This is a genomic window from Pleomorphomonas diazotrophica (genome assembly GCF_002844595.1).
GTDB classification, from domain to species: Bacteria; Pseudomonadota; Alphaproteobacteria; order Rhizobiales; family Pleomorphomonadaceae; genus Pleomorphomonas; species Pleomorphomonas diazotrophica.
In genome coordinates, this window is sequence record NZ_PJNW01000009.1 from 92,269 (window position 1) to 109,960 (window position 17,692).

18 protein-coding genes are annotated in these 17,692 nt (G+C 66.3%); 13 read left to right on the forward strand and 5 right to left on the reverse strand.

Annotation, left to right across the window (positions count from 1 at the left end; all coding sequences use genetic code 11):
• Nucleotides 1-110 precede the first annotated feature (110 nt).
• Nucleotides 111-953, forward strand: coding sequence for an SDR family oxidoreductase (locus CXZ10_RS11985; RefSeq protein WP_101289564.1), 843 nt, complete (start codon nucleotides 111-113; stop codon nucleotides 951-953).
• 27 nt (nucleotides 954-980) lie between these two features.
• Here CXZ10_RS11985 and CXZ10_RS11990 read toward each other — a convergent pair whose 3' ends face one another.
• The 3 genes from CXZ10_RS11990 to CXZ10_RS12000 form a co-directional block, all read right to left on the reverse strand.
• Entirely contained in the window at nucleotides 981-1,853 is an 873-nt protein-coding gene (locus CXZ10_RS11990; protein WP_101289566.1) for an MBL fold metallo-hydrolase, read from the reverse strand.
• A complete protein-coding gene (locus CXZ10_RS11995; RefSeq protein ID WP_101289568.1) occupies nucleotides 1,850-2,281 on the reverse strand; it encodes a metallopeptidase family protein in 432 nt (143 codons plus the stop codon). The genes CXZ10_RS11990 and CXZ10_RS11995 overlap by 4 nt, the downstream gene beginning before the upstream one ends.
• Nucleotides 2,282-2,359: 78 nt before the next feature.
• Entirely contained in the window at nucleotides 2,360-3,421 is a 1,062-nt protein-coding gene (locus CXZ10_RS12000) for a PA0069 family radical SAM protein (protein WP_210199913.1), read from the reverse strand.
• Between the two features lie 317 nt (nucleotides 3,422-3,738).
• Between CXZ10_RS12000 and CXZ10_RS12005 the strand changes: the two genes are divergently transcribed.
• From CXZ10_RS12005 to CXZ10_RS12015, 3 genes are all read left to right on the forward strand, one after another.
• A complete protein-coding gene (locus CXZ10_RS12005) occupies nucleotides 3,739-4,440 on the forward strand; it encodes a glycosyltransferase (RefSeq protein ID WP_101289572.1) in 702 nt (233 codons plus the stop codon).
• Nucleotides 4,441-4,539: 99 nt separating this feature from the next.
• The gene (locus CXZ10_RS12010; RefSeq protein ID WP_101289574.1) at nucleotides 4,540-5,046 is read left to right on the forward strand and encodes a DUF1993 domain-containing protein; all 507 of its coding nucleotides are present in this window, start codon (nucleotides 4,540-4,542) and stop codon (nucleotides 5,044-5,046) included.
• Between the two features lie 174 nt (nucleotides 5,047-5,220).
• Nucleotides 5,221-6,381 carry a site-specific DNA-methyltransferase gene (locus CXZ10_RS12015; RefSeq protein ID WP_101289576.1) on the forward strand — a complete coding sequence of 387 codons (1,161 nt, stop codon included), beginning with the start codon at nucleotides 5,221-5,223 and terminating at the stop codon, nucleotides 6,379-6,381.
• Nucleotides 6,382-6,688: 307 nt separating this feature from the next.
• Here the strand turns inward: CXZ10_RS12015 and mutY are convergent, their stop codons facing one another.
• Nucleotides 6,689-7,762, reverse strand: coding sequence for an A/G-specific adenine glycosylase (gene mutY / locus CXZ10_RS12020; protein WP_180335970.1), 1,074 nt, complete (start codon nucleotides 7,760-7,762; stop codon nucleotides 6,689-6,691).
• Between the two features lie 47 nt (nucleotides 7,763-7,809).
• Here mutY and CXZ10_RS12025 point away from each other — a divergent pair, with 47 nt between their 5' ends.
• The 8 genes from CXZ10_RS12025 to CXZ10_RS12060 all read left to right on the forward strand — a co-directional run bounded on the left by CXZ10_RS12025 (nucleotide 7,810) and on the right by CXZ10_RS12060 (nucleotide 15,678).
• Entirely contained in the window at nucleotides 7,810-8,337 is a 528-nt protein-coding gene (locus CXZ10_RS12025) for a DUF721 domain-containing protein (protein ID WP_101289580.1), read from the forward strand.
• Nucleotides 8,338-8,433: 96 nt separating this feature from the next.
• Nucleotides 8,434-9,084: a DsbA family protein gene (locus tag CXZ10_RS12030; RefSeq protein ID WP_101289582.1), complete on the forward strand. Its 651-nt coding sequence runs from the start codon at nucleotides 8,434-8,436 to the stop codon at nucleotides 9,082-9,084.
• A gap of 141 nt (nucleotides 9,085-9,225) precedes the next feature.
• Complete coding sequence (locus tag CXZ10_RS12035; protein ID WP_101289584.1) at nucleotides 9,226-12,684, forward strand: chromosome segregation SMC family protein; 3,459 nt, start codon at nucleotides 9,226-9,228, stop codon at nucleotides 12,682-12,684.
• Nucleotides 12,685-12,931: 247 nt separating this feature from the next.
• The gene (locus CXZ10_RS12040; protein ID WP_180335971.1) at nucleotides 12,932-13,306 is read left to right on the forward strand and encodes an AtpZ/AtpI family protein; all 375 of its coding nucleotides are present in this window, start codon (nucleotides 12,932-12,934) and stop codon (nucleotides 13,304-13,306) included.
• Between the two features lie 69 nt (nucleotides 13,307-13,375).
• Nucleotides 13,376-14,134, forward strand: a complete 759-nt coding sequence (locus tag CXZ10_RS12045) for a F0F1 ATP synthase subunit A (RefSeq protein WP_101289588.1) — start codon at nucleotides 13,376-13,378, stop codon at nucleotides 14,132-14,134.
• Between the two features lie 66 nt (nucleotides 14,135-14,200).
• Nucleotides 14,201-14,428, forward strand: a complete 228-nt coding sequence (locus tag CXZ10_RS12050) for a F0F1 ATP synthase subunit C (RefSeq protein WP_101289590.1) — start codon at nucleotides 14,201-14,203, stop codon at nucleotides 14,426-14,428.
• A 141-nt stretch (nucleotides 14,429-14,569) separates the two neighbouring features.
• Nucleotides 14,570-15,184 carry a F0F1 ATP synthase subunit B gene (locus CXZ10_RS12055; RefSeq protein WP_101289592.1) on the forward strand — a complete coding sequence of 205 codons (615 nt, stop codon included), beginning with the start codon at nucleotides 14,570-14,572 and terminating at the stop codon, nucleotides 15,182-15,184.
• A gap of 11 nt (nucleotides 15,185-15,195) precedes the next feature.
• Nucleotides 15,196-15,678, forward strand: coding sequence for a F0F1 ATP synthase subunit B family protein (locus tag CXZ10_RS12060; RefSeq protein ID WP_101289594.1), 483 nt, complete (start codon nucleotides 15,196-15,198; stop codon nucleotides 15,676-15,678).
• Nucleotides 15,679-15,728: 50 nt separating this feature from the next.
• On the opposite strand, the gene CXZ10_RS12065 is transcribed toward CXZ10_RS12060, so the two are convergent.
• Entirely contained in the window at nucleotides 15,729-16,421 is a 693-nt protein-coding gene (locus tag CXZ10_RS12065) for a ribonuclease HII (RefSeq protein ID WP_101289596.1), read from the reverse strand.
• 146 nt (nucleotides 16,422-16,567) lie between these two features.
• On the opposite strand from CXZ10_RS12065, the gene aroC reads away from it, so the two are divergent.
• On the forward strand, nucleotides 16,568-17,686 hold the full coding sequence (aroC, locus tag CXZ10_RS12070; protein ID WP_101289597.1) for a chorismate synthase: 1,119 nt from the start codon (nucleotides 16,568-16,570) through the stop codon (nucleotides 17,684-17,686).
• Nucleotides 17,687-17,692 lie beyond the last annotated feature (6 nt).

Consider the following 17,692-nt stretch of genomic DNA (forward strand, 5'->3'; position numbering starts at 1 on the left):
TTTCCCTCGGGAAACCTGGTCACTGGAAACTGCCTTCTTCCGTGGGTTTCCAGGATTGACTATGTTCCGAATCGAAACGTGGTTTCCGGAAGATACTAGGGAGTTTCGATATGGCAGGCAAGATTCTGATTCTCGGCGCCACCGGCAACGTCGGGCGTCCGCTCGTCCAGGCGCTGATGGCCCGCGGTGAGGCCATCAAGGCGGCGTCACGCAACGGCAAGCCGGTGGACGGGGCCGAAGGCGTCGCCTTCGACGTGGCCGACCCCATGACCTTCCCCCATGCCTTCGAGGGCGTCGATCGCGCTTTCGTCATGCTGCCGGGCGGCTACACGGAGGCCAAGGCGCTGCTGCTGCCGGTCATCGAGGCAGCGGCGACCCGAGGCGTCAAGGTGGTCCTGCTGTCGGTTCTCGGCGCCGATGCCGACGACACCATTCCCTACCGTCAGGCTGAGCTCGCCCTCGAAAAGTCCGGCGTGCGCTGGGTGGTGCTGCGCCCCAATTGGTTCACCGACAACTTCATCAACTACTGGAAGCCCGGCATCGACGCGGCGGGCGTCATCGCGCTGCCGGCCGCCGACGGCAAGTCCAGCTTCATCGACGTGCGCGACATCGCCGATAGCGCTGCTGCCGCCCTGACCACCGACCGCTTCGACAACAAGGCGTTCAATCTCACCGGTCCGGAAGCCATCGGTTATGCCGAGGCCGCCGCCTTGATTTCCGAGGCTGCCGGCAAGCCGGTCGCCTACCACGCGGTCGACGATGATACCTTCGTCGGCAATCTCGTCGGCGCCGGTGTCCCCGAGGTCTACGCCCGCTTCCTTGCCTCGATCTTCTATCCGGTACGCGAGGGCTGGACGGCCGTCATCACCGACGATGTCAGGACGCTGACCGGCCACCCGGCGCGTCGGGTTGCCGACTGGGTGAAGGAGAACGCCGCCGCCTTCAAGGGCTGAGCAAGCGACAGTCACGGCGGTAGGGCCTCAGAGCCCAACCGCCGCGAGCGCCTTGAGGTTGGCCCGGTGCACCGCCTCGTATGGTTCGAAGTAGCCGATGCGGCCGGCCTCGACATCAGCTGCGACGAAGGCGGACAGGGGCGTGCCGTCGCGCCCTTCGCCAGCCAGAAGCCGCCGGAGATAGTCCCGGTTGGCGGTAACGATGCCGGCATCGTAGCCGCCCGCGGCAATGCGGTCGGGATCGCCATGGGCCGGCAGGATGCGCCGGACGGGCAGGGCGGCGAGCCGCCCCAGCTCGGCGATGTGTTTCGGCGTTTCCGCCGCCTCGGAAACATAGGTGACCGTATCCTCGACGACATCGCCGGCGAGCAGCAGGCCGGCGTTGGGCAGCCGCAGCACGACGCCGTCGGCGCTGTGAATGGTGAAATGCATGGCCTCGATACTGCGACCGCCGACGGTGAGCGTCAGCCCGTCGTCGAAGACCTCGGTCGGCATGACCAGCGGCCGGATCGGCGGATCGCCGCCTTCGAGCTTGCCGCGATTGGCGGCCAGCGCTGCGCGCGTCAGGCGGTGGGCGACGATCGGCCCATCGGCGAACACGGCATTGCCGGCAACGTGGTCGTCGTGCCAGTGGCTGAGCACCAGCGTGAATCGGCTGACGCCGCGCTCCTCGAGATGACGCCGGACGGCGCGGGCATGATCGAGCGAGATGTGGCTGTCGAAGACGATCGCCTCGTTGCCGCCAACCACCGCATAGGAGGCGATGCCGAGGCTATAGGCGCCGTCGTCGAGCCAGTTTTCGGCGGCCGAGTGCAGCCGGGCACCGGGGATGCGTCCGTCGTAATAGGCGAAGACGCCCGGTGACGGTTCGAGGATGCGGAGAGTGCCGGTATCGGTCACGGTTCGCGGTCCTCGATGCCATACATGTCGTCGTCACTGAGGCCGAAATGATGGCCGATCTCGTGGACCAGAACATGGGTGACGATGTCACCCAGCGTTTCCTCATGCTCGGCCCAATAGTCGAGGATGGGGCGGCGGTAGAGCCAGACGCGGTTGGGCAGACGGCCCGTCTCGGGCACGGACGCATCATGGGCGACGCCTATGCCGGAGAACAGGCCCAGGATGTCGAAATCGCTTTCGAGCTCCATCTCCTTGACGACATCCTCGTCGGGAAAGTCGGAAACGCGGATCTCGATCTCGCCGGTCATCGCCCGGAAGTCGGCGGGAAGGGCGGCATAGGCTTCGGCCGCCATTGCCTCGAAGTCGTCGAGCTCCGGCGCCTTGAGGTCTTTCCAGTCGACTTTCCTGCTTCCGCCGAACAGTCCCATCACCGCTCTCCCCTTCATCTTCCATCAGGCTTCAGAAGTGTCGGTGGCGAGGGTGAGCGTCAAGGGGGAGGCGGTCTTTCAGAACAGGCTGAGCTGGACGCCGCCGTTGCCGGGCTTCAGGAACTTCTCCGTGTCGAGCTTCACCCGATGCTTGTTGAGGCCGAGCCGCTTGGCGGCCAGCTCGAACCTCCGGCCGATCTGCCAGGCGTAGGGACCGGTGCCGCGCATGCGCTTGCCCCATTCGGCGTCATAGTCCTTGCCGCCGCGCATCGACTTCAACACGTTCATGACGTGCCGATAGCGGTCGGGCATCTCCCGCAGCAGGAACTCCCGGAAGATCTCCGACACTTCGAGCGGCAGGCGCAGCAGCACGTAGCCGGCCTCACGGGCGCCGAAGGTGTGGGCGGCCTCGAGGATGCGCTCGATCTCGCTGTCGGTGACCGCCGGAATGACCGGCGCCATCATGACGCCCACCGGAATGCCGGCCTCGGTGAGCTTCTGGATCGCCTCGAGGCGCCGCTGCGGGCTGGAAGCGCGCGGCTCCATCGCCCGCGCCAGGCGGCGATCGAGGGTGGTGATCGAGATCGCCACCTTGACGAGCCCTTGTTCAGCCATCGGCTTGAGAATGTCGAGATCGCGCAGGACCAGCGCCGACTTGGTGATGATCAGCGCCGGATGCTGCGTCTTCGCAAGAACTTCCAGCACGCGCCGGGTGATCTTCTGCTCCTTCTCGATCGGCTGGTAGGCGTCGGTAGCCGTGCCGATGGCGATCACCTTCGGCTGGTAGGATGGCGCGCCAAGCTGGCGCTCCAGCACCTCGGCGGCGTTGGTCTTGGCGTAGAGCTGGCTCTCGAAGTCGAGGCCCGGCGACAGGCCGAGATAGGCATGGTTCGGCCGGGCATAGCAGTAGACGCAACCGTGCTCACAACCTCGATAGGGGTTGAGCGAGCGATCGAAGGCGATGTCCGGGCTGTCGTTGCGGGTGATGATCGTCCGCGCCGGCTCGACCTGCACCGTGGTCTTGAAGGGCGGCAGCTCGTCGCTGTCGCTCCAGCCGTCGTCGAAGACGGTTCGAGCATAGGCTTCGAACCGGCCCGAAGGATTGATACCGGCACCCCGGCCGCGCCGGCGCCCGGCCATGACTGCCGTGTCGGCGATCTGCGATGCCGGAGTAGGCTCTAGAGCATTCGCCGACCAGATCGAAGCATCTGGTCGCCGAGCGAATGCTCCAGATTCATTTGCTGGAGCAGCCGCTTTTCGATCAGGTTGATTCAACCTGATCGGCGGGTGCTCTGGGGGGGGGCGATATGCGATGTTCATGGTTTGATCTTATGCTGGAATGAGAACAGGTCAAGAACATTCTCGTGCTGTCCTCTTCTGGAATGCATGTAGGAGCGATTGTCCGTCCGCGTTAGGACGGGCTCGCGCTTCCTAGGAAAACCCGCTAGAACGAAAGTATGATCTCAGTCGTCATACCGACCCAAAACAGCGAGGAAGCCCTCGTTCGCACGCTCTCGACGCTGGTCACCGGCGCCGCCGACGGCACGGTGCGCGAGGTGGTGGTGGTCGACGGAGGCTCGGACGACCAAACGCGCCTCGTCGCCGAGGGAACGGGTTGCGACCTGATTTCCGGAGCCGGCGGCGCCTGGGCGCGCTGTGCCATCGGGGCGGCTGCCGCCCAGCGCGGCGAGTTCCTGATGTTCCTGCGCCCCGGCGTGTTGCTCGATCCCGGCTGGGAGAGCGATTTCCAGGCGGCGGCCGAGCGCCGTCTCCGGCATGGCGACAGCCGTTTCGCAGCCGTCTTCCGTCTTGCCTCCGACGACGATACGCTCGGTGGCAGTCTCAAGCACTACCTGCAGCGCCTGTTCGGCCGCTGCGCCGGCGTGACGCACCCCGATCAAGGCCTGATTATTTCTCGCAGCTATTTCCGCGAACTCGGCGGCTTCGGCCGGCGCGACGGCCTGGCCGGCGCCGATCTCGTCCGCCGTATCGGGCGTCGCCGTCTCGTCCGCCTGAGGGCGCCGGCGGTCCGGGTAATCGCCGACAGCCAGGGCGACACGATCAGCAGCGGTGGCGCCCTCGGCGCGCTGGCCACCCTGTTGCTCGCCGTCCGCCTGCCGGTCCGCCTGGTCGCCGGCCTCACCGGCCGGCGGAGCTAACCCCTCTCCGAGAGTTGACTGGCTCGGGTTGTGTGCGCTCGCTATGACCATGCGGTGCAGGGAGGGAGCCTGGAAGCCTCCCGCAGGCAAGAGGAATCCATGACCATCACGCTTCACGCCATCTCGGCGCCCGTCTTCACGGCCCGTCTCAAATCGCTGGTTCATCTTCTGAAGATCGGTGAAGCCGAAGCATCAGCGCGCGGCCTTTCCGAGGACGAGGTGCTGGGTGCCCGGCTCGCTCCGGACATGTTCGAGCTGAAGCGCCAGGTGCAGATCGCCACCGATCACGCCAAGGGGGCGATGGCGCGCCTGGGTGGGCTCGATATCCCCTCCTTCCCCGACACCGAGCAGACCTTTGCCGATCTCTACGCCCGCATCGACAAGACACTCGCTTTCGTTGCATCGGTGCCGGCCGCAGCCGTCGACGGACGGGAGGAGGCGATGGTCACGCTGAAGCTCCGCCAGGAAACCATGGAGCTCAGGGCGATCGATTACCTTCAGGGCTACGCATTTCCCAACTTCTATTTTCATGTGACCACCGCCTACGACATCCTGCGCCATCTCGGCATGCCCTTGGGCAAGCGCGATTTTCTCTGGCGGGAATGAGGCTGGTCGGCGCCTTCGCCCCGCCTCGCTTTCATGGTTAACAAACCATTGAAATAATTAATCAATGACGGCTCTCGTCGTTTAACTCCGAATTTACCCTGCCGGGAGGAGATTGGTTTCCGGCAGGGGCGTGAAGACCCCCTCCTGTTTGTTTTGCGTCGGAGTGGGAGAGCCATGAGTGTACTGCGTCAGCGGGCGGCCGCGTCGTCGTCCGAGGTTTCTCTCCACTCCCCTGCCGCGTCTTCGGCGCCCGACTGGCTCGACAGCGTCATCGTCGGCGATTGCGTCGCCGCTCTGGAGCGCCTGCCGAAGGCCTCCGTCGATCTGATTTTTGCTGATCCGCCCTACAACCTGCAGCTCGGCGGCGATCTCACCCGCCCCGACCAGTCGAAGGTCGATGCCGTCGACGACGACTGGGACCGTTTCGACAGCTTCGAGGCCTATGACGCCTTCACGCGCGCCTGGCTGCTCGCCTGCCGTCGGGTGCTGAAGCCGACCGGCACCATCTGGGTGATCGGCTCCTATCACAACATCTTCCGCGTTGGTTCGATCATGCAGGATCTCGGCTTCTGGGTCCTCAACGACATCATCTGGCGCAAGGCCAACCCGATGCCCAACTTCAAGGGCAAGCGTTTCACCAACGCGCACGAGACCCTGATCTGGGCGTCGCGCGACCGGGAGGCCAAGGGCATCACCTTCAATTACGAGGCCATGAAGGCCTTCAACGACGATCTCCAGATGCGCTCGGACTGGCTGCTGCCGATCTGCACCGGCGGCGAGCGGCTGAAGACGGCCGATGGCGACAAGGTGCACCCGACGCAGAAGCCGGAGGCGCTGCTCTGGCGCGTGCTGACCTCCTCATCGAAGCCCGGCGACGTCGTGCTCGACCCGTTCCTCGGCACCGGAACCTCGGCGGCCGTTGCCAAACGGCTCGGTCGGCATTTCGTCGGTGTCGAACGGGACAGCACCTATGCCGATTATGCCAGGGAACGGATCGCCTCGGTCGAGCGCGCGCCCGACGATGGCCTCGCGGTTGTCATGCCGAAGCGTGCCGAACCCCGTGTTCCCTTCGGCTCGTTGATCGAAGCCGGCCTGATCCGTCCGGGCGACCGGCTCTGCGATGCCCGTCGCCGGCATGTCGCCACGGTGCGGGCCGATGGATCCATCGCCGCCGGCATTGTCACCGGCTCGATCCACAAGGTGGGGGCATCGGTGCAGGGGCTCGAAGCCTGCAACGGATGGACCTACTGGCACGTCGAGAAACAGGGTGCGCTGGTGCTGATTGACGAGTTGCGCGGCCGCGTCCGCAGCGAACTGGCCGCAGCCGGCGCCTGACGAACTGACATTACCGACATAAAAGAAGGCTCTCCGAACCGATCGGAGAGCCATTTCTTTACTCGGCGTTCGTTTTTCAAACCCGTGCCGTTCGGCATGCGGAGTTGGCCTAGCGTTAAAATCCCTGTCGCTCGACCGTCTGCGCCGGGTTAGCCCAACCCGCCGCTGGCCGACCAAATGACTGTCGGGCCACGCCCCAATGCCAGGGATTATCGCACCTTCCTCGTTAACCACCAAGTAACCCACGATACGACGATGGTCGTAACTAATTGCAACAATTCAATCATAGATTGATTTATGGCGATTTCTAGAGGGAGCGTCGCGTTCTTCGTGCCGACCGGCCCGTCGCGGCCTCGACCACCTTGCGCATGACGGTCGGCAAAGCCTCGCCCGCCACCGCGGCAGCGTCGAGCCAGAAGCAGTCGTCGGGCGGCGGCCGGTCGCCAACGTCGGCCGCCTTGACCGAAAGAATCAGGTGAAAGTGGGTGAAGGTGTGCTCGATCTCGCCGACGCTTTTCCAGCCGGCCTGGAAGGGCGCGGCAACCTCGGGCGCCGCCCCTTCCCGCCAGTCGCTGCCGGGCACCTCCAGCATGCCGCCGAGCAACCCCTTGTCGGGGCGGCGGCGCACCAGGATTGCCCCGTCATGCCGGCGGGCAACGAAAGAGATGCCGTAACGCGTCGGCCGTTCGGCCTTGGCCTTGCGGCGCGGCAGGGTTTCGGCGTCGCCGCGTTGGCGGGCGAGACAGGACTCCGACCACGGACAGAGGGCGCAGGCCGGCCGCTTCGGCGTGCAGATGGTGGCGCCGAGATCCATCATCGCCTGCGCGAAATCGCCCGGGCGTTTCTGCGGTGTCAGCGTCGCCGTCAGGCGGCGGATCTCCGGCTTGACGTCGGGCAGTGGCGTCTCCAGCGCGAAGAGGCGCGCCACCACCCGCTCGACGTTGCCGTCGACCACGGCGGCCGGCACGTCGAAGGCGATGGCGGCGATCGCCGCCGCCGTATAGGGACCGATGCCGGGCAGGGCGGCGAGGCCCTCCAGCGTATCCGGAAAGCGACCGTCATGGTGGCGCGCCACCGCCTCGGCGCAGGCCTTGAGGTTGCGGGCGCGCGAATAGTAGCCAAGACCCGCCCAGGCGGCCATCACCTCGTCGCGCGGCGCGGCGGCGAGCGCCGGCAAGCTCGGCCAACGCTCCAGAAAGTCGAGAAAATAGCCTTTGACGGCGGCGACCGTCGTCTGCTGCAACATCACCTCGGATAGCCAGATCCGATAGGGATCGGGCAATATGCCGAGCTTTCGATCCTCCGGGGACACCCGCCACGGCAGCCGGCGGGCATGGACGTCGTACCAGTCGAGAAGGGCGGTGGCGGACGGCGCCGGCATATGGGATAACCTGACTTGAGAACGGAACGCAGGAGGTTCCATAGCAGATGGCGCGCGTCAAAAAACCGGCTTTCGTCTACAAGGGGGTGCGGCCGCTCGCTGACATCATCGCCGTGCCGCTCAGCGCCGCCTGCCGCAAGCGCGGCTTTGCCACGCTCGACCTCGTCGCCCATTGGCCGGATATCGTCGGTCCCGCCTATGCCGAAACGACGGCACCCGACCAGCTTACTTGGCCGCGTCGACCGAAAGGGCTGATCGACGAGGAGGAGCACGAACCGGCTGTTCTGACCGTGCGCTGCTCTGGTGCGGCCGCCATGCGCCTGACGCTGGAGGCGCCTCAACTGATCGAGCGCATCAACACCTTCTTCGGCTATCGCCTCGTCGGCCGTCTGAAGCCGCTGCAATTGCCGCCGGTCAAGGTCGGACCGCGCCCCCGGCCACGGCTGGCGCAGCTTTCTCCTGAGGCAGAGACCAAGGTGCGGACGCTGGCCGCCGGCATTGCCGATGACGGCCTGAAGGCGGCAGTGGAGCGCCTGGGCCGGGCGGTCAGCGGCGACAGTCGCGGTCGCCGGTAGAACGAAAAATCGCCCACACTTTCAAATGACGCGGCCTTGCCATAATTTGCCGCCAATGACGGACCCGGTAGGGCCGGTTATCCGAAAGGGAACGACATGTTGACTCGCCGCCGCTTCCTCATGACCACAGCAATCGCCGCGGCCGGGTTTGCCGCCGTGGCCTCCTTCCCCGGACTGGCCTTGGCCCAGGAACCGGCGGCCACCGTCGACGAGGCCGAGCTGATGAAGCCCGGCGCGCTGCCCGACATGGCGCTCGGTAATCCCGACGCCAAGGTGAAGATCGTCGAATATATGTCGATGACCTGCAGCCACTGCGCCGACTTCCACAACAAGACCTTCGACGAGATCAAGACCAAGTATATCGATACCGGCAAGGTCTACTTCGTGATCCGCGAGTTCCCGCTGGATCCGCTGGCGGCGGCCGGCTTCATGCTGGCGCGCAACGCGCCGGGCGGCAAGTATTTCGAGGTGGTGTCCTACCTCTTCAAGACCCAGCGCGAATGGGCCTTCGTCGACGATCCGCTGTCCGGGCTGCGCAATGTCTCCAAGCAGTTCGGTTACTCGCCCGCCACCTTCGAGGCGACGCTGACCGATCAGAAGCTGCTCGAGGATCTCAACGCGACGCGCACGCGCGGCGGCGACGAGTTCGGCATTACGGGAACGCCGACCTTCTTCATCAATGGCAAGCGGGAAGTTGGCTTCATGTCGGTCGAGGAGATGTCGGCCAAGATCGATCCGCTGCTCTGATTCTCAACTGGTGATAACCGCCGGATATCAACAGGGCCGCGACGCCCGCCTCTTGCCGGGGTGGCGTCGCGGCCTTCATGATATGGTGGTCCATGGTACGGTCACACTCTATGACTAGGGTGCTGCCGAAGCGGATCGCCAATGCAGTTCGAGCGGCTGAAGATACAGGGCTTCAAGTCCTTCGTTGATTTCTCCGAGTTCGTCATCGAACCCGGCCTGACCGGCGTGGTTGGACCGAACGGCTGCGGCAAGTCCAACCTTGTCGAGGCCATGCGCTGGGTGATGGGCGAAAGCTCCTACAAGGCGATGCGTGCCTCCGGCATGGACGACGTCATTTTCTCGGGCTCGGGCAAGCGGCCGGCCCGCAACGCCGCCGAAGTGACGCTGGTGCTGCGGAACGACCAGCGCACCGCGCCGCCCGCCTTCAATGAGGCCGACCTCCTGGAGGTGACCCGACGCATTGAGCGTCAGGCCGGTTCCTCCTATCGCATCAACGGCAAGGACGTGCGCGCCCGTGACGTGCAACTGCTGTTCGCCGACGCCTCCACCGGCGCCCGCTCGCCGGCCATGGTGCGGCAGGGACAGATCGGCGAGCTGATCGCCGCCAAGCCGACACAGCGCCGCACCATCCTCGAGGAAGCGGCCGGCATCTCCGGCCTGCATTCCCGTCGGCACGACGCCGAGTTGCGCCTCAAGGGCGCCGAGACCAATCTCACGCGCATGGAAGACGTGCTGCGGGAGATCGAGGCGCGGCTCGAGGGGTTGCGCAAGCAGGCAAGGCAGGCCGCGCGTTATCGCAATCTTTCGGCCGACATCCGCAAGGCCGAAGCCATCGTCGCCTTCCTGCGCGTGAGCGACCTGATGACCCAGGTCGAGGACGCCGAGGCGCAGATGACGGACAGCTTCGGCGCCGTCGCCGACGCCCAGGCCGCCCAGACCGAGGCCGTTCGCCGGCAGGCGATCATCGCCCACGAGTTGCCCGGCCTGCGCGACCGGGCCGTGGAGACGGCGGCGGCCTTGCAGCGCCTCCGGATCGCACTTGCCGAGTCGGAAGCCGAGGAACGGCGCGCCCGCGAACGGTTGGCCGAGCTCACCCGCCGCGCCGAGGAGATCGCCCGCGACCGCGCTCGCGAGGCGGCACTGGTGGCCGAAAACGACGAACGTCTGGCCGCCCTCGCCGACGAGGCGGAAACGCTGGCCGGTGAGGAACTCGGCGAGGAGGAGCGGCGGGCCGAGGCGGAGGCTCTGGCCTCCGACATCGCAGCGCGACTTGCCGACATCGACGCCGAACTCTCCGCCGCCACTTCAGCCGAGGCCGAAGCGGCCGCGCTGAAGGGGGCGCTCGAACGTGAAATCCGCGAGGCCGGCCTGCGCCTCGACCGTCTCCTCCGTGATCTGGAGGCTGCCGACGCCGAGTTGGCCGAGCTGGACGAGCGGCTCGATGCCGACGACGCCATTGCCTCGGCGCGCGAGGAGATCGAACTGGCCACTGCCTCGGTGTTCGAGGCCGAGACGGCTGCCGTCGACGCCGAGGCTGGCCGCCGTGCCGCCGAGGAGGAGCGCCTCGCGGCCACGGGACCGCTTGCCGAAGCGGAACGCGAACTCCAGAAGCTCGACACTGAGGCGCGCACGCTGGCGAAGATGCTGGACATCGAGCACGGCCAACTGTTCCCGCCGCTGGTCGATCGTCTGACGCCGCAGAAGGGCTTCGAGACGGCACTGGCTGCCGCCCTCGGCGAAGACATCGAGGCGCCAATCGACGATCGCGCCCCGGCCCATTGGACGATGCCCGGCGACGGCGGCGCCGACCCGACGCTTCCCGACGGCGTGCCGTCGCTTGCCAAGTTCGTCGAGGGCCCGGATCTCATTGCCCGCCGCCTTCGCCAGATCGGTGTCGTCAAGGCCGAGGATGCGGCGCGGCTGCAGCCGCTGCTCGCCGCGGGGCAGATGCTGGTGACGCTCGAAGGCGCGCTCTGGCGCTGGGACGGCTACTCCGCTGCCGCCGATGCGCCGACCGTCGCCGCCCGCCGGCTCGCCGCCCGCAATCGGCTTGCCGAGATCGACGCGTTGCGCGAAACGGCGGGAGAGTTGTGCGCCGCTCGTCGTCAGGTGCTCGACGGCGCCGAGGCGCGGCTGCGTGAAGCCGAGGCCGAGGAGCGCGCCGCCCGTGAAGCGGTCAAGGCCGCCGAGCGTGCCGCGTCCGTCGCCCGTGACCAACTGCTCGTGGCCGAGCGAGCGCTAGCCGAAACCGTCGCACGCCGCGCTGCTGCCGGTGCGCAACGCGAGCGCCTTGCTTCCGATGCGGAGGACCTCGCCGCCCGCAAGGCCGAGGCCGAGGAACGGCAGGCCGGACTTCCCGACGCCTCCGAGCTGACGGCTCGCGTCCAGAACCTCCGGAACGAAGCGGCCGATACCCGCGCCCGCTTCTCGGAAGCGCGGGCCGCCGTCGACATGATCCGCCGCGAAGGCGAGCTGCGCAAACGCCGCATGGAGGCGATCGAGCGTGAGCGGGCCGGCTGGGGCGATCGCGTGCGTCATGCGGCGGCCCATCTCGAAGAGTTGGACGCCCGCCTCGCCCAGGTCGAAGACGAGCGGGCCGAGCTGATCGACCGCCCCGACGAAATCGTCGAGGCCCGCCGGGGGCTGATGCGGGCGATCGCGGCGGCCGAGGCCGCCAGCACCGAGGCATCCGATCGCCTTCGCGAGGGCGAGACGCAGGCCGGTGAGGCCGATCGCGCTGCCGCCGAGGCGCTGGCGCGCCTATCCACCATTCGCGAAGGGCGGGTGCGCGCCGAGGAGCGGCTTGCCGCCGCCAAGCAGCGGCTGGAGGAATATGCCGGCGAGATCCGTGACCGCTTCGACGCGCCGCTCTACGCCCTGCGCCAGCTCGCCGAGATCGACGAGGCGGCGCCGCTCCCCGATCTTGCCGGCGTGGAGGTCCGCCTCGAACGGCTGAAGGTCGAGCGCGACAAGCTCGGCGGCGTCAATCTGCAGGCCGAGGCCGAACAGGCCGAACTGGAAGAACGGCTGGATACGCTGGTCAACGAGCGTGAGGATCTGATCGAAGCGATCCGCCGGCTGCGCCAAGGCATCCAGAACCTGAACCGCGAGGCCCGCGAGCGCCTGCTCAACGCCTTCGGCATCGTCAACGCCCATTTCCAGCGCTTGTTCGTCCATCTGTTCGGCGGCGGCACGGCCGAACTGCAACTCGTCGACGCCGAAGACCCGCTGGAGGCCGGCCTTGAGATCCTTGCCCGCCCGCCGGGCAAGAAGCCACAGACCATGACGCTGCTCTCCGGCGGCGAGCAGGCGCTGACGGCCATGGCGCTGATCTTCGCCGTCTTCCTCACCAACCCCGCGCCGATCTGCGTGCTCGACGAGGTGGACGCGCCGCTCGATGACGCCAACGTCGAGCGCTATTGCGACCTTCTGGAAGAGATGGCCCGTTCCACCGAAACCCGTTTCGTGGTCATCACCCACAACCCGATCACCATGGCGCGCATGAACCGGCTGTTCGGCGTCACCATGGCCGAGCGCGGCGTGTCGCAACTGGTCTCGGTCGACCTCGAAACCGCCGAATCCTTCCGCGAGGCGAGTTGAGGCAGCGCCGGCTTTCGATGACATGTTGCGAGGCGTTGGCACCTTAATCGATTACGCCCGCCTCGACTAAGGTCGTAGTCTGTGAAAGCCTATGGTCTCATTGCCGAAAATGGCATATAAATCAATGAAATGAATGGGCCTCGGCCAATCTTGACAGGCATCCGTGTGAACACTATGGTGCCGGCCAAATCAGGGAATACCCCGATCTTGCAGGGCCTTGGCGACTGCGTTCTCAAGGATGCCGTCTATGGGTCAGGATGATGAGCGGCCAGACGAAGCCGGTAGCGATCCCCGCCTGAAGGCGTTGGGGGAGAAGCTGGCCGAAGCGCGGCGGGTTCCGTCCGAACCGGAAGGCGGCGTTTCGCAGTCGTCCGGGCTGTCCGGTTTTGGGCAGGCGATGAAGGTCGGGTCGGAGTTCGTGGCAGGTGTGATCGTTGGCGTCGTGATTGGCTACACGATCGATCGGCTGTTCGGAACCAGTCCTTGGGGCATGATCGTGTTCCTGCTGCTGGGCTTTGCCGCCGGTACGCTGAACGTGATGCGTGCGGCCGGCGTGGCAAAGGACCCGTTTGTTTCCGGGGCGAAGAAGTCGCCGGACCGGAACAAGGACGGCGGAAACTGAGTTTGAACGGCTGGGCGGGCTGGCCCGGAGCCGTAGTACGGGCGAGATCGAGCGAGGGAGCTCCTCAAGGTGGCTGACGTAAGAACCGATCCCATCCATCAGTTCGGCATCCAGAAGCTGGTGGACATCAACATCGACGGCTACGACGTCTCCTTCACCAACTCCTCGCTGTTCATGGTCCTGACGCTGGCTGCCATCGCGCTGGTGCTGCTGTGGGGCAGTTCGTCCCGCGCCGTGGTGCCGGGCCGGGCGCAGACGGTGGCCGAGCTGTCCTATGAGTTCGTCGCCAACACGCTGAGGACCGCAGCCGGCGAAGGCGGCATGCGCTTCATGCCCTTGGTGTTCTCGCTGTTCATGTTCGTGCTGACGGCCAACATCTTCGGCATGGTGCCCTATTTCTTCACGGTTACCTCGCACATCATCGTCACGGCCGCGCTGGCGCTGCTCGTCATCTTCACGGTGACCATCTACGGCTTCTACAAGAACGGCACCCATTTCCTGAAGCTGTTCGTGCCCTCGGGCGTCCCGGCGGCGATCGTGCCGCTGGTCACGCTGATCGAGATCATTTCCTTCCTGTCGCGGCCGCTGAGCCTCGCCGTTCGTCTCTTCGCCAACATGCTGGCCGGTCACATCACCCTCAAGGTGTTCGCGGGCTTCGTGGTGACGCTGACCAGCCTCGGCGCCTTCGGCTTCCTCGGAGCGCTGCTGCCGTTGGTCATGGTCGTGGCGCTGACCGCCCTCGAATTCCTGGTGGCTTTCCTCCAGGCCTACGTCTTCACGATCCTCACCTGCATGTACCTCAACGACGCCCTGCATCCGGGGCACTGAGGCCGGATCGACGAAGTTCACCCATCGAAAACCATCTCAGGTCTTTGTTTCTCAAGGAGCGTTACAATGGAAGCTGAAGCCGCGAAGTTCATCGGCGCTGGCCTTTCGACCATCGGCATCGCCGGTGCCGCCATCGGCCTCGGCAGCATTTTCGGCAACTACCTGTCGAGTGCCGTCCGCAATCCCTCGGCCGCCGACGGCCAGTTCGGTCGCCTCATCCTCGGCTTCGCCGTGACGGAAGCGCTCGGCATCTTCTCGCTGCTGATCGCCCTGCTGCTGCTGTTCGCCGTCTGATCGAAGAGCAGAAGCGGGCCTTCGGGCCCGCCGCATGCCGCCGGCCGGTCTCCGGCCGGCCGTGATGAGCCGGCGCCTCACGAGGTGGATTCTGCCTCGGGGCGCCGCTTGGTCATCATTATCCATGGAGCCTGAGCGTCGATGAGCTGGTTCATCAGCCAAGCCAACGCACAAGAGTCGCCGGTCGTTCCGGCGGAGGACGGCCACGCGCCGACGGAGGCCGCCGGTACCACGGTGGCGCACGAGGGCGGCGAGCATGGCGGAACCTTTCCGCCGTTCGATCCCTCGACCTTCCCCTCGCAGCTGTTCTGGCTGGCCATCGTCTTCATCGCGCTCTACCTTCTGATGGCCAAGAAGGTCATTCCGCAGATTGGCGGCATTCTTGAGGCGCGCGCCGCCAAGATTGCCGGCGATCTCGTCGAGGCCGAGAAGGCCAAGGCGGAGACGGACGCTGCCATCGTCTCCTATGAGGCGTCGCTGGCTGCCGCCCGCAACAAGGCCAACGCCATCGCCCACGAGACGCGCAGTAAGGTCGCTCACGAAATCGACGCCCGGCGCCATGCCGCCGAGGCGCAACTCGCGGGCAAGCTGGCCGACACCGAGAAGCACATCGCCGACGTCAAGAGAATTGCGCTCGAGCATGTGTCGACGATCGCCACCGAGACGACCGAAGCCGTCGTCGAGGCGCTGGTCGGCAAGGTCGGGCGTGACGAAGCCGCTGCAGCCGTCGCCGCCGTGTCGGTCGGCAAGCACTGAGGAGAGGCCCGATGTTCGACAACACAACCTGGGCCTTTGTCGGTCTCGTCCTGTTCTTTGTCGTGATCGCCTATTTTGGCGTGTTCGGCATGGTTGGCCGCATGCTCGACAAGCGGGCAGAAGAGGTCACCGCCGAACTCGACGCGGCGCAGCGCCTGCGCAAGGAGGCGGAAGCCCTCCTCGCCGAGTATCAGCAGAAGCGCATAGTCGCCGAGCAGGATGCCGCTGAGATCATCGCGCATGCCGAGGCCGAGGCCAAGCGCATGACGGCCGATGCCGAGGTGGCGCTCAAGGAGCTGATCGAGCAGCGCACGCGCACCGTCGAGGCCAAGATCGCCCATGCCGAGGCTGCGGCCGTCGCCGAAGTGCGGGCCGTTGCCATCGACATGGCCATTGCCGCCTCCAAGCGCCTGCTGGCCGAAAAGGTTCAGGGCGACGTCGCCGCCGACCTGATCTCCAAGGGCGTCGACGAAGTGAAGGCCCGGTTCAGCTGAGCCGTTGCCACCGAGATCGACCGGAATGAGGGGCCTTCACGGCCCCTTTTTCATGACTGCCCACCGGCCAGCCGCGATTCGATGCAGTCGCGAACCGGCCGGAAGCTGCGCCGGTGGATCGGCGTCGGCCCGAGTTCGCTCAGCGCCTTGAGGTGCTGGGCCGAACCATAGCCGACGTTGGTCTCGAAGCCATAGCCGGGAAACTCGGCCGCATGGAGCGCCATCATGCGGTCGCGCATCACCTTGGCGACGATCGAGGCCGCGGCAATGGCGGCGCATCGAGCATCGCCCTTGACGATGGCCGCGCCGCGATAACCGGCGGCGGTCAGCGCGGCGGGCACGTCCCGCCCGTCGACCAGCACGCCCACCGGCTGCTCGGCCAGCGACCGCACCGCCCGGTCCATCGCCCAGAGATTGGCGGCGAGAATGTTCATGGCATCGATGCGGGCCGCCGATGCCGAGGCGACGGCGACGATATGATCGCGGCAGATCGCCTCATACATCCTCTCGCGCACATCCGCTCGGAGCTGCTTGGAATCGGTGAGCCCGTCGGGCAGTGGCGCGTCGGTGAGAATGACCGCAGCGGTGACCACCGGGCCAGCCAGCGGGCCTCGCCCGACCTCGTCCACCCCGGCGACGGGGCCGCCCCAGCGGCGCGCGAAATCCTGTTCCATGCGGCGGTCGCAAGCCTCCTCGATGAGGCCGGTCAGAAGATCGGGAGGGGGGGAGGCGATGCGTGGCATGAATCTGGTCTAAGGGAACGAATCAACGGGCAAACCATGATACGGCAGATTGGCTAGGTCACGGCCATTTGACGTCGGCGTCGGCGCCCCATAAGAGAAATCCCAGACTGTCGCGGCCGCCGCCGCTTATCAATCCGGACAACTCGATGTCGCACAACAGCTTCGGGCATCTCTTCCGCATCACTACCTGGGGCGAGAGCCACGGCCCGGCCCTCGGCGTCGTCGTCGATGGCTGCCCGCCGGGGCTGCCGCTGACGGCCGAGTTCATCCAGACCTTTCTTGATCGGCGCAAGCCCGGCCAGTCGCGTTTTGTGACGCAGCGGCGCGAGGACGACCTTGTCGAGATCCTTTCCGGCGTGTTCGAGGACGACCGCACCGGCGGCCCGGTGACCACCGGGACGCCGATCTCGCTCCTCATCCGCAACACCGACCAGCGGTCCAAGGATTACGGCGATATTCGCGACAAGTACCGGCCCGGTCACGCCGACGTCGCCTATGATCTCAAATACGGCGTCCGTGATTATCGCGGCGGCGGCCGCTCGTCGGCGCGCGAGACGGCGGCGCGCGTCGCCGCCGGCGCTGTCGCCCGCAAGGTCATCGAGGGCGTGACCATTCGCGGCGCCCTGGTCCAGATCGGCAAGGAAAAGATCGATCGCACCAACTGGGACTGGAGCGCCGTCGACGACAATCCCTTCTTCTGCCCGGACCGCGAGGCCGTGCCGCGCTTCGAGGCCTATCTCGACCGGGTGCGCAAGGCCGGCTCGTCGGTTGGCGCGGTGATCGAACTGGTGGCCGAGGGCGTGCCGGCCGGCTGGGGCGCGCCGATCTACGGCAAGCTCGATCAGGATCTCGCCTCGGCGCTGATGTCGATCAACGCGGTGAAGGGCGTCGAGATCGGCGAGGGCTTTGCCGCCGCCGAACTCACCGGCGAGGAGAACGCCGACGAGATGCGCATGGGAAACGACGGCGCCATCCTGCACACGTCGAACCACGCCGGCGGCATCCTCGGTGGCATCTCCACCGGCCAGCCTGTGGTGGCGCGTTTTGCCGTCAAGCCCACCTCGTCGATCCTGACCGACCGTCGCTCGGTATCGGCGTCCGGCGAGGACGTGGATGTCATGACGCGCGGCCGTCACGACCCCTGCGTCGGCATTCGCGCCGTGCCAGTGGGCGAGGCGATGATGGCTCTGGTGCTCGCCGACCACAAGCTGCGCCACCGCGCCCAGACCGGTCGCGACGGTGCGGCTGCCTTCCCGCTACGCTGACATCTC

Bases quoted from the DNA above. Each gene is read 5' to 3' on its own strand.
- CXZ10_RS11985 (WP_101289564.1), top strand. From the start codon at position 111: ATGGCAGGCAAGATTCTGATTCTCGGCGCCACCGGCAACGTCGGGCGT.
- CXZ10_RS11995 (WP_101289568.1), bottom strand. From the start codon at position 2,281: ATGGGACTGTTCGGCGGAAGCAGGAAAGTCGACTGGAAAGACCTCAAG.
- CXZ10_RS12000 (WP_210199913.1), bottom strand. From the start codon at position 3,421: ATGGCCGGGCGCCGGCGCGGCCGGGGTGCCGGTATCAATCCTTCGGGC.
- CXZ10_RS12005 (WP_101289572.1), top strand. From the start codon at position 3,739: ATGATCTCAGTCGTCATACCGACCCAAAACAGCGAGGAAGCCCTCGTT.
- CXZ10_RS12010 (WP_101289574.1), top strand. From the start codon at position 4,540: ATGACCATCACGCTTCACGCCATCTCGGCGCCCGTCTTCACGGCCCGT.
- CXZ10_RS12015 (WP_101289576.1), top strand. From the start codon at position 5,221: ATGAGTGTACTGCGTCAGCGGGCGGCCGCGTCGTCGTCCGAGGTTTCT.
- mutY (WP_180335970.1), bottom strand. From the start codon at position 7,762: ATGCCGGCGCCGTCCGCCACCGCCCTTCTCGACTGGTACGACGTCCAT.
- CXZ10_RS12025 (WP_101289580.1), top strand. From the start codon at position 7,810: ATGGCGCGCGTCAAAAAACCGGCTTTCGTCTACAAGGGGGTGCGGCCG.
- CXZ10_RS12030 (WP_101289582.1), top strand. From the start codon at position 8,434: ATGTTGACTCGCCGCCGCTTCCTCATGACCACAGCAATCGCCGCGGCC.
- CXZ10_RS12035 (WP_101289584.1), top strand. From the start codon at position 9,226: ATGCAGTTCGAGCGGCTGAAGATACAGGGCTTCAAGTCCTTCGTTGAT.
- CXZ10_RS12040 (WP_180335971.1), top strand. From the start codon at position 12,932: ATGGGTCAGGATGATGAGCGGCCAGACGAAGCCGGTAGCGATCCCCGC.
- CXZ10_RS12050 (WP_101289590.1), top strand. From the start codon at position 14,201: ATGGAAGCTGAAGCCGCGAAGTTCATCGGCGCTGGCCTTTCGACCATC.
- CXZ10_RS12055 (WP_101289592.1), top strand. From the start codon at position 14,570: ATGAGCTGGTTCATCAGCCAAGCCAACGCACAAGAGTCGCCGGTCGTT.
- CXZ10_RS12060 (WP_101289594.1), top strand. From the start codon at position 15,196: ATGTTCGACAACACAACCTGGGCCTTTGTCGGTCTCGTCCTGTTCTTT.
- CXZ10_RS12065 (WP_101289596.1), bottom strand. From the start codon at position 16,421: ATGCCACGCATCGCCTCCCCCCCTCCCGATCTTCTGACCGGCCTCATC.
- aroC (WP_101289597.1), top strand. From the start codon at position 16,568: ATGTCGCACAACAGCTTCGGGCATCTCTTCCGCATCACTACCTGGGGC.